The 14,930-nt window shown below is 41.8% G+C and carries 13 protein-coding genes and 2 tRNA genes; 5 read left to right on the top strand and 10 right to left on the bottom strand.

Annotated features, from left to right (window positions below; translation table 11 throughout):
* Positions 1–137 precede the first annotated feature (137 nt).
* The 4 genes from PTE_RS21930 to gpmA all read left to right on the top strand — a co-directional run bounded on the left by PTE_RS21930 (position 138) and on the right by gpmA (position 5,334).
* Positions 138–2,459, top strand: coding sequence for a hypothetical protein (locus PTE_RS21930; RefSeq protein WP_036850708.1), 2,322 nt, complete (start codon positions 138–140; stop codon positions 2,457–2,459).
* Positions 2,460–2,503: 44 nt separating this feature from the next.
* Complete coding sequence (locus tag PTE_RS21925; RefSeq protein ID WP_036850706.1) at positions 2,504–3,250, top strand: hypothetical protein; 747 nt, start codon at positions 2,504–2,506, stop codon at positions 3,248–3,250.
* 343 nt (positions 3,251–3,593) lie between these two features.
* The gene (locus PTE_RS21920) at positions 3,594–4,421 is read left to right on the top strand and encodes a CPBP family intramembrane glutamic endopeptidase (RefSeq protein WP_036850703.1); all 828 of its coding nucleotides are present in this window, start codon (positions 3,594–3,596) and stop codon (positions 4,419–4,421) included.
* Positions 4,422–4,581: 160 nt separating this feature from the next.
* Complete coding sequence (gene gpmA, locus PTE_RS21915) at positions 4,582–5,334, top strand: 2,3-diphosphoglycerate-dependent phosphoglycerate mutase (RefSeq protein WP_036850700.1); 753 nt, start codon at positions 4,582–4,584, stop codon at positions 5,332–5,334.
* A 628-nt stretch (positions 5,335–5,962) separates the two neighbouring features.
* Here the strand turns inward: gpmA and aroG are convergent.
* From aroG to nadA, 3 genes are all read right to left on the bottom strand, one after another.
* Positions 5,963–7,015, bottom strand: coding sequence for a 3-deoxy-7-phosphoheptulonate synthase AroG (gene aroG / locus PTE_RS21910; protein WP_036850696.1), 1,053 nt, complete (start codon positions 7,013–7,015; stop codon positions 5,963–5,965).
* A gap of 260 nt (positions 7,016–7,275) precedes the next feature.
* On the bottom strand, positions 7,276–8,001 hold the full coding sequence (gene pnuC / locus PTE_RS21905) for a nicotinamide riboside transporter PnuC (protein WP_036850692.1): 726 nt from the start codon (positions 7,999–8,001) through the stop codon (positions 7,276–7,278).
* A 54-nt stretch (positions 8,002–8,055) separates the two neighbouring features.
* Positions 8,056–9,096 (bottom strand): quinolinate synthase NadA, encoded by a 1,041-nt coding sequence (gene nadA, locus PTE_RS21900; protein ID WP_036850690.1) that lies wholly within the window; start codon positions 9,094–9,096, stop codon positions 8,056–8,058.
* 221 nt (positions 9,097–9,317) lie between these two features.
* Between nadA and PTE_RS21895 the strand changes: the two genes are divergently transcribed.
* Positions 9,318–10,169, top strand: a complete 852-nt coding sequence (locus tag PTE_RS21895; RefSeq protein ID WP_036850687.1) for an aminoglycoside 6-adenylyltransferase — start codon at positions 9,318–9,320, stop codon at positions 10,167–10,169.
* A 126-nt stretch (positions 10,170–10,295) separates the two neighbouring features.
* Here the strand turns inward: PTE_RS21895 and PTE_RS21885 are convergent.
* From PTE_RS21885 to tolR, 7 genes are all read right to left on the bottom strand, one after another.
* Positions 10,296–10,371 (bottom strand) — tRNA-Lys (locus tag PTE_RS21885).
* 35 nt (positions 10,372–10,406) lie between these two features.
* Positions 10,407–10,482 (bottom strand) — tRNA-Lys (locus PTE_RS21880).
* 147 nt (positions 10,483–10,629) lie between these two features.
* Entirely contained in the window at positions 10,630–11,397 is a 768-nt protein-coding gene (gene cpoB / locus PTE_RS21875; protein ID WP_036850675.1) for a cell division protein CpoB, read from the bottom strand.
* A gap of 9 nt (positions 11,398–11,406) precedes the next feature.
* Complete coding sequence (pal, locus tag PTE_RS21870) at positions 11,407–11,907, bottom strand: peptidoglycan-associated lipoprotein Pal (RefSeq protein ID WP_036850672.1); 501 nt, start codon at positions 11,905–11,907, stop codon at positions 11,407–11,409.
* 44 nt (positions 11,908–11,951) lie between these two features.
* Positions 11,952–13,244 (bottom strand): Tol-Pal system beta propeller repeat protein TolB, encoded by a 1,293-nt coding sequence (tolB, locus tag PTE_RS21865; protein ID WP_036850670.1) that lies wholly within the window; start codon positions 13,242–13,244, stop codon positions 11,952–11,954.
* 133 nt (positions 13,245–13,377) lie between these two features.
* Positions 13,378–14,445, bottom strand: coding sequence for a cell envelope integrity protein TolA (gene tolA / locus PTE_RS21860; protein ID WP_036850667.1), 1,068 nt, complete (start codon positions 14,443–14,445; stop codon positions 13,378–13,380).
* A gap of 45 nt (positions 14,446–14,490) precedes the next feature.
* A complete protein-coding gene (gene tolR / locus PTE_RS21855; protein WP_036850664.1) occupies positions 14,491–14,916 on the bottom strand; it encodes a colicin uptake protein TolR in 426 nt (141 codons plus the stop codon).
* Positions 14,917–14,930: the final 14 nt, after the last annotated feature.

Below are 14,930 nucleotides of genomic sequence, written 5' to 3'. Positions count from 1 at the left end.
TTCCATTACATGATTACAATCATTATATAGACATTCATCACATTATTTAGATAGATTATTTAGAGAATTGGATTAGACTATTATTAAAAGTAGAGTGAAAAAATGTTTCCATCAGACCAAAGGTGGATTCCCTACTTATGGGGATACGATTTGAGATTGAAGCCCATTTTGATTGGTGCAAAATATTTGATGGCGAAATGCGTAGCCCAATGCAATGCCAGCTTGCTTTATTCAACAGTTATTCTCTAATCTATATTGATATGACTGCGAAACAGGCAGGGGCTGACAATCTCAATATCTTTAAATTACTCAACCATGCTTTTCATCTTGATTTACCTGAGCAAGAAGCGCCGCTATTAATACAGGATGCGGGGTTTTTTACTTTCTCCAATCATGCCACCCCACCAGAAACAGAGAAACTGTGTAATATTTTTCCACAAATACCTTTGCCAACGTCGGTGACAGAAACGGAAACTCCTGTATCCCATAGTTGTACCTTCTGGCTAACCTTGCGTTTAAAAGGCAATTATCTGTTTAACAACTTAATTGAGGTTGGTGTTAAAAATGGCGATCTGCCACAGGCAGACATCTCGCTAAACGGTCGCTTAATTAAGGGAATATCCGCAGGTGAATCAATTAAAAAAAGCCTCTACACTGTCGTTCTTCCTGACTTCAAACTATTTAATATTTTTGGCTTCAACAATTTAATACTTAAATATCAGTTTGATAATTACGCAAAATATGAAATAGAAGGCATTATCACATTAGAGTTGTTCCAGAAAACGTATTATTTTGACGGGGCTTTAAGTGCAGATGAAAAACAAGTACAGGCATCTTTACAAATCTGTCATAAAAGCTCAGAAAGTACTATTGTTAAGCCCTTTGACAGAAGAATGACTGGCGTCACATTTGATGATTTATCTTTTGGTATTGATTACACCTTTGCCGTGCCAGAAAAGAAACAACCTAAAGTTGGATTATATTGGGTAAAGGGAACCATTAATTATGCAAAACTACTGGCATTAAGTGGATCTATTTATCTGCTAGATAATACCCCCATATTGGCCTCAGTGGCTATTAATAAAGATTTATCGATACATGATATATTTGAGGCATCATTTTCTAGTCCTACTTTCTCCTGGCCGAGTGATTTTATTGATATCGTTTTTCATCCGGGGAGCAACCTTTATTACCGGCGCGAAACAGATGGAGATATTAAACAAGAAAATACGCTTATTTCCTCTTTAGCCGAAAAATCTCTGTTATTAAATCAGGATATCACCCATTATCAGCCAGGATTTCACCTTCATGCCCTGTTTGACATTACACTGATTGAAACTTTGAAGCTCAAAGGGGATATGCAAATTACCAAAGAAGGTGTCAATGCAAAGATCCAGATACTTAATCCGATTTCATTATTTGTACTGCAAATTACCGGTTTTGAGCAGGATCCCGGTCCTACCCTGTTTTTCTCTACTGTAAAAGAAAATAAAGCACCAAATGGCAAAGTGTTATTCAATAACAAACAGAATCACAACAATAATTCATTTATTTTACCTATTGTGCCGGAACTAGCCGCTGGCGTTTATACCTGGTCAGTAGCCGCTACCAAGCAAGACTTTACCAGCTCAGAAAGTCAATTACAGCAGTATCGTCTACCAATGCCGGAATTGGACATCAATTTAGAAATAAAACCCCTTATTAAAAGAGATATTGATCTTATATTGAAGTGGAGTCTGGTAACAGACGCCAGTCACTATAACGTACAAATCGAGGGCAATGGACAAACCGAAAATCTCTCAATTGCCGCTCCACAGAGTTCAATGACTATTATCTTTGATAAGCTGAAACCTGCCGGGCAATATCATTTTTCATTAGCAACATTGAACAACCCCGATTATATTGCCAGCGAATTTTGTCAGGTTCAGCAATGGTTACGTCTGGATACCCCTCAACAAATTCAGGCTAATTATCAATCTGGTGGCATAGAGATTCAATGGCAATGCTGTCCTGATATTACTCACTATTTACTCAGCTTACAGGATCCAAACCGTGCATGGATACAACAAACCGTGCATTCCCCAACTGGACAAGCCCGTATCGCTTTACCGCCGATCCCAATTGCAGGAACGTATCAACTCTATCTGGCTAGTATGCCGGATACTACCGCAACATCATTCCAGATCCCAAGTATCTGGAGTGATGGAGTAGCAATACAGGTGGCGATAACACCAGAACAAATTGCACAGTCGGCATATCAACAGCAGATGAGTGGCAATGATTGCGGAAAACTGATAATTGAATCCTTTCCTGATCTCAAGATGAATATGCTAGCAACAGCGATGGCACAAGCAGGCTATATAGCAGTAGAAATTGGGCGAGGACTAAAGTCGGCCTACCCATCCATCAGCGCCAACGAAATGGCAGCTGTCCTGCTAGAAATTTATGGTAGACAGTAATTGTTTCATGAGCTTATTTAATCGACAGATAAAGGAATATTGCTATGCAATCCCAAAAGCAACAGCAAGTTTCAACACAGCAAGCGATCATAAACCCTATTCAGACCAACAGTGCTGATCCATTGTCTAGTTTAAAACAAATAAATAGCAATACTATTGTTGATGCTCTATCTGGAGTCTATCAGAAAGCACTCAATGCAACCGATATCGCCGTTATTTTACGTCTGCTTGAGTTTCCTATTAGCGAGATTGCCATTGCACTGCACAATCACTTCCCAACGCTTCGCCCGCTAGAAGTTGGTCAAATGTTGCTTGATCCTAAAGTGTATCCAGCTACCACTCGCTCAGAGTTAGTCTCAGCCTTGGGTGGCGCTGGCTTTCAAGCACAAGAAATTGAATTAGCGGCCAATATTTTGTGTCCGGTAACCCTGTCTGTACTTGCGAATAAGCCTTGGCAGAAGAGCGGTGTGACAGTCAATACAAGTCAGACAACCACAATTACCTATCTCAGCGGTACATGGTCTTTTAACCCGCAGTACAGCCGTTGCCAGGCAGAAGGAGATAGGGCTCATATTGCCCAACAAGACTACACGTTACCAGGCCAGCCAGTAGGTGCACTGGTAGGCCGTGTCGGTAGAACAGTTTTTTTGATTAGTCGTGAAGCCAGTGTCCCGAGTGGGTTATCTGGTGAATTACAGCTTTGTATCAATGATGACTTAGAAGGGCGTTATGGTGCCGGATTAACAGATAATGAAGGTGCGCTGGAGGTTAAAATCAGTACGCGAAAATAAGCTAATAATTTGTACTAGATTCAAACCCGATCTGACAGCCACTAGTTATTTATATAAGTGGCTGATCTGTCGAATATCTTAATGAAGTTTATTCTCCATACCCTATCTAATCAGATCTAATGGTACATGCCAGTAATAAACCTTACAATACAGGCTCTTGTTAGACGAATTTTGACCAAAAAATAATTGTCACCAATGGTTTTCTTCTCCGACCAGTGAAAAAAACATCGCAATTTAATCATCTTACGTTACTATTTTTTGACCATTTAATAATAGTTCTCATCAATCTTTGATTTGCTTCTCAGATATTATCTTTTAACTTATTGAAAACAACAGGGCATATATGATTTGGGGTTTACTTGCCACATCGCTGGCGTTATTAGCTATACACCGCACTACTGCACTTATCGTTCTACTGGTCGCCATTGTTACTGGATTTGTAACGCAAGTTATGATTTATCCAGCAATTGCCACTATTGCAATTATTTTCGTGTTAGGTGCACTACGTATCTATTTTCAGCAAAATAACATCATCAAAATAACAACTGAGCTGCTATTGCTCGCCTTTGGTATCGCGTTATTCCTGCATCTGATCCCAGGTTTTCATAACCTGAAATATCTCGATAACATTCAAGTTGGTCCTCATAGTGCGTCATTCTCAATGTATTTCAACTTCGATAAGGCACTTATCCCTTTCCTTCTGCTATGTTGCATGCCTGGATTATTTACAACAAAACCACTGGCAAAGGCTCGCCCTTATGCGTGGATAATCTTGACTGTTGCCATTCCGGTACTACTCGGTATAGCAACAGCCTTGGGAGGACTTGCCATTGAACTGCATATGCCACAATGGTTGCCGATGTTTATTTTGGCAAATATTTTCTTTGTTTCTCTGGCAGAAGAAGCGCTGTTTCGTGGCTATATCCAACAAAGGTTGAGTCAGTGGATTAACCCCTATTTTGCCCTGATCATCACTGCCTTGATGTTTGGTGGCTCGCACTTCGCTGGAGGCCTATTACTGGTGATTTTCGCTACACTCGCAGGATTAATATACGGTCTTGCATGGATGTGGAGTGGCCGGCTGTGGGTCGCTGTCGGGTTCCATTTCGTCCTTAATTTGGTTCATTTGCTGTTCTTTACTTATCCCATCAAGTTAGTAACAGCACTATAACGTGTCAAACTTGCACGGTATATTTTCAGTAATTTGCAAAAAATTAAGGTTTTCAGGCAAATAACGTGATGGAACCAGACTATTGATTGCCGTTCTGGTGTATAGGGCAATATAATGCTCGCAGTTATCATTACGTTTGGTTTTTTAAGGAGTTTAAGCTATGGCTGTAACTAAACTGGTTCTGGTAAGACATGGTGAAAGCGAGTGGAACAAAGAAAACCGTTTCACTGGCTGGACTGACGTCGCTCTCTCTGAAAAAGGTCGCGCCGAAGCTCAACAAGCAGGCCAGCTACTGAAAGAAGAAGGCTTTGTTTTTGATTTCGCCTACACCTCGGTTCTGAAACGTGCTATTCACACGCTGTGGAACATTTTGGATCAGGTTGATCAACAATGGTTACCTGTTGAGAAAAGCTGGAAACTGAATGAACGCCATTATGGTGCTCTGCAAGGTCTGGACAAATCAGAAACCGCAGCTAAATACGGTGATGATCAAGTTAAACTGTGGCGTCGTGGATTTGCTATCACCCCACCAGATTTAACTCAAGATGATGAACGTTTTCCAGGTCATGATCCACGTTACGCAAATTTGAAACCAGAAGAGCTACCCGTGACTGAAAGCCTGGCAACAACTATTGAGCGCGTGATCCCTTACTGGGAAGACGTTATCAAACCTCGTGTTGCTAAAGGAGAGAAAGTGATTATCGCTGCTCACGGTAACTCTTTGCGCGCTCTGGTTAAATATCTGGACAACATGAGCGAAGAATCCATCCTTGAACTGAACATTCCAACAGCAGTACCTTTGGTTTATGAATTCGACGAAAACATGAAACCCATTAAGCATTACTATCTGGGTAATGCTGATGAAATCGCAGCAAAAGCCGCTGCTGTAGCAAATCAGGGTAAAGCGAAATAATTCATTACCGACAAATTGCTGATATCGCACTTTTTCAGCAAATATAAAAAACTGGAATCATTAATTCCAGTCAGACCGCAAACAAACCTCGTTTAAAAAAATGGGGTTTGTTTGTTTCACGATGAAAAAACATAACAATCGAATACAACATCAAAATTGAAATTCATACATCCACCATTAATTATTTTTTTGATTAAAAAGGTATAATAAATCAATAGAGTTATCAAGCTAATTAGGGATAATAATGGATAGGCCAGAGACTAATCCAATATAAGGACCAATTGCAGCACCAACATTGACCAAATAATATCGATAGTATTGTATTGATTCTCTCTCTTATTGATAGTAAACCTTCACTAGAAGAAATAATTTTAATAAAAATAATAATAAATGAAATTATTTCTTAAGATTATTGACCACAGTTGTTTTTATCTCTGGAGAGCGAGCCTTTCATTGCAGGAAAAGCGAAAATAACACCTTATCGGGCGATTAAATTGGCTTAATGAGGAAAATGGATTGCATTATGATTCACAATGAAAGGAACAAACCCCGTTATTTTTGAACGGGGTTTATCAGCAGTCTGAAACCGGAATCATAAATTCCGGTTTTTCACATCCGAAAAATGTTATCAGCCACGACGTGCTTTCACCGCCAACGATAATTGACGTAACAAGATTTCAGTGTCAGCCCAACCAATACAAGCATCGGTAATACTTTTACCATATACCAAGGGTTGATCACTCTCCGGGTCCTGATTCCCTTCTTCCAAATGACTTTCCACCATAACACCAATAATCGCTTTTTCTCCGACAGCAATTTGCTCACTGACATCTGAACACACATCCATCTGCTTTTTAAATTGCTTGGAGCTATTGGCATGACTGAAATCAATCATAATTCTTGCCGGCAAACTTGCTTTTTCCAAGCTTTGCTTCACAGCAATAACATGTTCAGAGCTATAGTTTGGCTCTCTACCACCACGCAGGATAATATGGCAATCAGAATTTCCACTAGTATTCACAATCGCGGAATATCCCCACTTAGTGACAGAAAGGAAACTGTGCGGTGAACCTGCAGCATTAATAGCATCAATTGCAACTTTTATCCCGCCATCAGTGCCATTTTTAAAACCAACCGGACAAGAGAGGCCAGAAGCCAGCTCACGATGGACCTGCGATTCCGTTGTACGAGCGCCGATTGCTCCCCAACTCATCAAATCTGCCAAATACTGTGGAGAGATCATATCCAGATACTCACCCGCAGCTGGTAGCCCCATGTCATTAATATCCCGCAACAATTCACGAGCCAGACGTAAACCATCATTAATATCAAAGCTGTGATTCATATGAGGGTCATTAATTAGCCCTTTCCAACCAATAGTTGTACGTGGTTTTTCAAAATAAACCCGCATGACTATTTCCAGATCGTCTTTTAGTTCTTCACGCAACTTATTCAACCGTCCAGCATATTCCATTGCTGCTTTAGGATCGTGAATAGAACAGGGACCAATCACCACCAACAGGCGATCATCTTCACCAGTTAGAATCTGATGAATAGTTTTGCGAGCCTTACGTACTGTAAATGCAGCCTTTTCAGTTGCTGGAAATTTTTCAAGTAGTGCTACAGGAGGTAATAATTCTTTTATCTCTTTAATTCTTATATCGTCATTCTGATAATTCATAACCCTCTCTCATCCACATCTTTGTATATTTGTTTAAAACAATCTTGTGATTTTAATCTAACTGTTAGAAGACAAACTGTAAATATTCTTTGTAGATAATAAATAAATCAGTGTTTAACTAAAGACATAGAAAAATATAGTTAAACGTGATCTGAGCTGTTTTTTATAATTGAAATATCTTTAGAAATGAGAATTATCAGAGTAAATCCCTAAAAATATGCCAGAGATCGACAAATCAATTCTCTGGCATCATTAAAAAATTATTCGATGCGGGATAATGGCTGCGAATGATTTTTCTTAGCTACCTGAATCCACAAACGAGAACCATTAAGTGCAATGCCAAAGAGAATCACATACTGCAATGACATCGCCAAAACGCCTTGATGGAAATAGATAACAACGCTTATCACATTGATAACCATCCATACCAGCCAGTTTTCAACATATTTGCGAGTCATCAGAATCATTGCCACAATAGAGAGCACCGTCATTGTCGAATCCCAGAATGGGAATGCATCAGGCTCCAATACCGGCATCTGAACATTAAAATCAAACTTTTGCATCATCGTAACGGCAATCTGAGTCAAAGAGCCAAAAATCCGATCAATATTAAAAGTCATAATAACAATCAATAGCATAGAAATTACACTAATTACTACCGCCTTATTCAAGCTTAACCAGCGTATTTTAAGTTCAATCTGCTGCTGATCATTAACCCTGCTCCAGGCATACCAACCATAAATATTTGCAGCAAAAAAGAATAATTGCAGCAATAAACTGGCATAAAGTTGAATTTGGAAGAAAATCACAGCAAATAATGTGACATTAATCAGTCCAAACAAATAGTTAATTATTTTTTCCTGACTTGCAAACCAAATACATAGCAAACCAGCAATCGTACCTACTGCTTCAATCCACGATAAATCATAACCGCCTTTTCCCAGTGGGATATTTACTAATATATTGTTAATACTGAAAAAATCCATCTGTTATATCCTATTATTATCGACAACAAAGAATGACACCCATTATTTGTTTTCCTATTTTAACCGAGTTGCAAAATCAAGCATCCTGTTTAAAGGAATAAGCGCCTTTTCACGTAACTCTGCTTTAACAAATATTTCATGCTGAACCCCACCCCACTCCAATCCCTGAACGATAGCTTGTAAGCCATTCATCGCCATCCACGGGCAATGGGCACAACTACGGCAACTCGCACCTTCTCCAGCCGTAGGCGCTTCAAATAACTGCTTCCCTGGGCAGACTTGCTGCATTTTATAAAAGATGCCTTTATCTGTTGCGACAATCAGCTTCTGATGCGGCAAAGACTGCGCTGCTTTGATTAACTGACTAGTTGAGCCAACCACATCAGCCAGATCAATAACTGCTTGTGGTGATTCAGGGTGAACCAATATCGCAGCATCGGGATGCAGACCTTGCATTCTCATCAAAGCCTGAGTTTTAAATTCATCATGGACAATACAAGCACCTTGCCAACAAAGAATATCGGCTCCTGTCTGTTTACGGACATAATTTCCCAAATGGCGATCCGGTGCCCAAATTATCCTTTGCCCCTGGCTATCCAGATGATCGATCAGCTCAACAGCAATACTTGAAGTTACAACCCAATCAGCCCGTGCTTTAACTGCTGCTGATGTATTTGCATAAACCACGACGGTACGATCCGAATTATTATCACAAAACTCAGTAAATTCTTTTTCAGGGCAACCCAGATCCAGCGAACACTCAGCTTCCAACGTTGGCATTAAAACCCGCTTTTCCGGATTGAGAATTTTGGCGGTTTCTCCCATAAATCGCACTCCAGCGACTAATAGAGTAGAAGCTGGATGATTGCTGCCAAAACGGGCCATTTCCAATGAATCTGCCACACACCCTCCGGTCTCCTCAGCCAAAGCCTGGATCTCTGGATCGGTGTAATAATGTGCAACCATAACTGCATCCTGCTGTTTCAGGAGGTGTTTGATTTTTTCACGGCAATATTTCTTTTCATCCTTACTGAGAAAAGCAGGTTTCGGTGGGAATGGGTAAATGGTTGAATTAAAATCAATATACTCGCTCATTACTCTGATTCTCTGTTTAGTATATAGTTTAAAAAAGCGATAAAACCGGTTGATTATCAAAAAATTCACGCAACTTTGTTTTATATACTAAACAAAATAACCAATTTACATCAATTTGTCGCGGAGTATTTTACCTGTTATAAGTTATTACATTACCTGCTAATTTATGAGATTAAGCTTATCCATCAATCATTACTAAAGTGAAATAGGAACTTCATATAATGGAAGACCCGGTAATTCTTCTGGAAAAAATCCTGACTTTTGCCCATAACGATCCCCGTATTGATACAGTTATCCAAACAGGTTCCCGTGCCAGAAACACACGTGTAGATAAATTCTCAGATCTGGATATAGAACTGATTGGTTCAGGAACAGATGAATTAATAGGCAACGATTTATGGTTTAAGCAGTTGGGTGACGTTATGGTTGCATTGCATCTGGCTAATGAAAAAGAGGGTGAACCAGATTGGCCAACTTGTTTGGTCGTTTTTAGCGGTGGTCGTAAGGTGGATTTCACACTGGCAAGTGTTGAACGCCTGAAAGATATGAAACAAAGAGGCTTAGATGAACTCTATCAACGCGGCTATAAGATCCTCCTTGATAAGACGGGCCTTACAAACGGGCTTCCTGAAATCACTCACCAATTGACTAAATCGCATCTGCCATCATCAGCAGAATTTAATGAAAACCTGCGCGAGTTTTGGTTCGAGGCAACACAAGTGCCTATTTATATCGCTCGTGGTGATTTATGGCCAGCAAAAATGAGGGATAATGAGATGAAAGAATTACTGCTGGCAATGATGGAGTGGTACGCCTCGATAAAAAGTGATGGAAAAATGGATGTCTGGTACAACGGCCATCATTTACATGAATGGCTGCCTGAGAAGTTCAGCAAACGTATTCAAAGGATTTTTGGCAGTTATGGCAAAGAAGAAGCAATACGTGCATTGCTAGAAACCACAGAGCTTTATGCGGAAATTTCTGCTGAAGTCGCTGAAATGAAGATATTTGAGTTCGATAGTGAGTTACCCGGTAAGGTTAGGAAGCATATTATGCAAGTTATTGGGAGGTAAGTTTTGAGGTGGTAAGGAGTGTAGGATTTCCAAGTGCGCTTACGCGTTGTTGATTAAAAGTCAACTGCTCTACCGACTGAGCTAACGACACATCCAGGGGATCCGTTTTTGAATGAAGCTCTAAGATGGTGGGTCGTGCAGGATTCGAACCTGCGACCAATTGATTAAAAGTCAACTGCTCTACCGACTGAGCTAACGACCCATCTAGGGAATTCGTTTTTGAGTGAAGCTTCAAGATGGTGGGTCGTGCAGGATTCGAACCTGCGACCAATTGATTAAAAGTCAACTGCTCTACCAACTGAGCTAACGACCCATCTTGTGACTTCTCTCGGCAACGGCGGCATATATTACTGATTTTTCCGCGTAGCGCAATGATTATTTTTTCAAATTACGTTTAAATGCCTATTAAACACTCAAACAACCCCGAAAATGTATTAATACTATCTTCCGGGGTCGGTAATTACAACGCAGAAAGCTTTTTTTCAGCCAGTTTGGCCGCACTCGAACCAGGATACTGTTTCATAACCTGCTGATAAACAGATTTAGCTTTATCCTTCTGGCCCTTGTCCTGCATGATTAAACCAACTTTATACAACGATTCACCACTCTTTTGAGACTTAGGGTAATCTTTTACTACTGTCGCAAAATAATAAGCAGCGTCGTCTTTCTTACCCTTGTTATAGTGAAGCTGCCCTAACCAGTAATTCGCATTAGGCATATAACTCGATTTTGGATAAGACTTCACAAAGCTCTGAAAGGCAGTAATCGCTTTATCATATTCTTTGGTATTCACCGCCAAAGAAACGGCAGCGTCATAATCACCCTTCTCGCTACCCGTACTGGTAGCTGAAGACGCCTGATTACCACTATTACTTGCTGCTGAAGATGCTGTATTTTTAGCAGATTTACTATCCGCAGAACGGGTAGCGCCTTCCAGTTGCTGATAAATATCCTTCTGCCGCTCTATAACCTGATTAAGCTGATACTGATTCTCTTGAATCTGCCCACGGAGCATGTCGATATCACGTTGAGAATCAGCAAGTTGTTGCTGGAGCTGGGTCAACAGCTGACTGTGAGCGTTAGAAATACGCTCTAATTGGGTAAGGCGCTCATCGGTAGAACCCGAGCCGACATTACTGATTGGCGCTTGGGCAATAGCGGCCCAGGGAGCCGCTACGCCAACCAATAACGACAGACCCAAAAAATAACGTCTGAAGTTACTGTTCATGAATTACTCTTAGTATGCCAATACTGCACGACGGTTTTTAGCATATGCTGCTTCTTCGTGGCCCAGTACCGCTGGTTTCTCTTTACCGTAAGAGACGATAGAGATCTGCTCACCGGAAACACCTTTACCTTGCAGGTACATTTTCACTGCGTTAGCACGGCGTTCACCTAATGCGATGTTGTACTCAGGAGTACCACGTTCGTCAGCATGACCTTCTACAACAACTTTATAAGATGGGTTGCTACGCAAGAATGCTGCGTGAGCGTCTAACAGCTGAGAAAAATCTGAGCTGATGTCGTATTTATCGAAACCAAAATATACAATGTTGTTGTTTTGCAACTCTTGCATTTGCTGACGAGCTAATTCTTCTGCTGACAGACCCGCATTAGTTTCGTTAACAGTGCCTACACCAGTCTGATCGTTATCAGCATTCTTGTTAGAACTACACGCTGCTACGGCCATAACGGGTAAAGCTAACATCAGCCCTTTTAGCACTTTGTTCAGTTGCATCTCTTTTGATCCTTTTTATAGTTTGCCATACATATTATTATGCATCACAGATACGGCGACCAGGCAGGAAATTTTACCTGTCCATCAGTCGCCGGAAGACGCGCTTTGAAACGCCCGTCAGTCGAAACTAGCTGCAATACAGTCCCCAACCCTTGGGTGGAGCTATAAATCACCATAGTGCCGTTAGGTGCGATACTTGGCGTTTCATCCAGGAACGTATCCGTCAAAGTTTGAACGGTTCCCGTTGCCAGATCTTGTTTAGCAATGTGCTGCTTACCACTCTCTGAGCTGACCATCATCACAAAACTACCATCGGAACTAACATCAGCATCCTGGTTTTGTGTGCCTTCCCAAGTGAGGCGTTGCGGAGCACCGCCATTAATATTGACTTTGTATAACTGCGGACGACCACCCTGATCGGAGGTATAGACCAAAGTCTGGTTATCCGGCATCCAACTTGGCTCAGTATTGTTACTGCGGCCATCTGTAACCTGACGGATCTGAGCTGAACCCAAGTCCATCACGTAAAGATTCAAACTACCCGATTTGGACAGGGCAAACGCCAACTTACTGCCATCAGGGGAAAATGCAGGTGCTCCGTTATGACGCGGAAAAGAAGCAACCTGACGTACTTCACCGCTGGCTAAGGTCTGAATAACCAAGGCAGAACGGCCACTCTCAAAAGTCACATAAGCCAGTTTAGCGCCATCAGGAGACCATGCCGGTGACATCAATGGCTCTGGCGAACGGTGAACAGTGAACTGGTTGTAACCATCGTAATCGGATACACGCAGCTCATATGGATATTTGCCGCCATTCGTTTTCACAACATAAGCCAGGCGAGTACGGAATGCGCCTTTAATGCCAGTCAGCTTTTCAAACGCTTCATCACTGACGGTATGCGCCGCATAACGCAACCACTGCTTAGTCACTTTAAGCTGATTCTGGGCAAGAACGGTTCCCGGAGCGCCAGCAGTATCAACCAACTGATAAGAAATCAGGAAACTACCATCCGCACTGGGTTGAATCTGCCCGACAATAACCGCATCAATCCCCAGTGCCGACCACGCAGCAGGCGTCACCTCAGATGCAGTCGTCGGTTGCTGTGGCATACGGCTGACATCAATAGGATTAAATTTACCGCTGTTGCGAAGATCCGCCCCAACGATCGCACCTATCTCTTCAGGTGCATTACCCGCCCCAGTCCATTTAAATGGCACAACACCAATAGGACGTGCAGAATCGACACCTTGTGTGATTTCAATACGAACTTCTGCGTGAGCAACAGCGGCCCACAACATCAAAATGCCCAGCACTACTTTAAAAGCCTGCTTCATCATCTCTCCCTTATCGCAGATGGAATGCCGCAATAATTCGCAGAATATTAACAAACGTCAACAAACAAAACCAGATAGCTTAATAACATTGAATGGTTTTGTTTGTTATTAATAATCTCTATAAATAACAATCTTATTGAGGTTTGAAATCAATCGGAGCATTCTTAAACACTTCGTAAATCTCTTTACTTGGTGGTTTCGGAATTTTCGCTTGTTTAGCTGCGGCTACCGCAGCCTGACACAGTGCCTGATCCCCGCCTTCTGGTTTTATATCTATCAGCAAACCATCAGGAGCAAGCTTAATCCGTAATGTACACATACGCCCACGATACATACTTGGATCATAAAACTTATTCTGTATTGCTATCTGAATCTGCCCAAGATAGTTATTAATATCAGAATTTGAAGCACCACTTTTCTTACCACCACCTTTACCCGCAGCAGAAGCCCCCCCCTGCTTTGGCGCATTAGAAGTTAAACCACCGAGTAAATCATCAACTTCACTTGCCTGTTTGGCGACTTGTGCCGCCGCTTTTTTCTTGGCGTCAGCGTCAGCTTTTACCTTAGCTTTTGCATCTGCCTCAGCTTTGGCTTTAGCATCCGCTTCAACCCTGGCTTTTGCTTTAGCCTCAGCTTCCGCTTTGGCTTTCGCTTCTTCCGCGGCTTTTTGTTTAGCAGCAGCGGCTTCAGCTTCTTTTTTAGCTTCGGCTTCTGCTTTTTCCTGTGCCTCAGCCTGATCTTTAATCAGTTTTTCTTTTTCAGCCTTAGCCTTTGCCGCAGCTTCTTCTGCCTGTTTTTGCTCTTCACGGGCTTTGGCAGCTGCTTCCACCGCTTGCTTTTTTTGTTCTTCCGCAACCTGTTGCGCTTTAATCCGCTCTTCTTCTACCGCTTTCAGGCGCTCCTGTTCCTCAGCCTGTTTTTCTCTCAATTCGGCTGCTTGCTGCTCCGCTTTCTTGTTACGTAACTGTTCTGCACGTTTAGCGTCAGCTTGCTGCTGCTGGTGTTGATTGTACTGTTGTACTACCGCATTCGGATCGACCATAACAGCGTCAATAACAGAACCATCCTGTCCACCGCCACCCATTTCAGTTTTTTGCGTCAGGGAACCCCAAATAAGTAACCCTATCAAAATAATATGCAACACAACCGAAACGATAACGGCGCGATTTAGCTTATTGTTTTGCCCGTTTGTCTTTCCCACGCTCGATATCCAAAATCTTTAAATAACAGCAACTGCCGGCCAGACTCAGATAGGCTGAGTCATTAAACCAACGGATTTCACACCGGCCTGATGTAACATGTTCAGTGCTTTAATAATCTCATCATAAGGCACTTCTTTCGAACCACCGATCAAGAAAACGGTTTTCGGGTTCTCTTTTATTCGGGCCTGCGCTTCAGCAATAATCTGCGGCTCAGGTAATAATTCCAGTCGTTCATGGTTAACTACCATAGTGTATTGACCAACACCAGAAACTTCCACGATGACCGGCGGGTTATCGGAGCTGGAAACCGTTTTGGAATCTACTGCATCCGGCAAATCAACTTCTACGCTCTGAGTGATAATCGGTGCTGTCGCCATAAAAATAAGCAACAAAACCAGCAACACGTCCAGTAAGGGAACGATATTGATTTCGGATTTCAGCTCACGCTTGCGACTACGAGTGCGTGCCATAGCCTCTCCCCTTA

The sequence above is a fragment of the Photorhabdus khanii NC19 genome, from assembly GCF_000517265.1.
Taxonomy (GTDB): Bacteria; Pseudomonadota; Gammaproteobacteria; order Enterobacterales; family Enterobacteriaceae; genus Photorhabdus; species Photorhabdus khanii.
The sequence above is the reverse complement of the archived record's forward strand: the minus strand, read 5'-3'. Positions and strand labels throughout refer to the sequence as shown.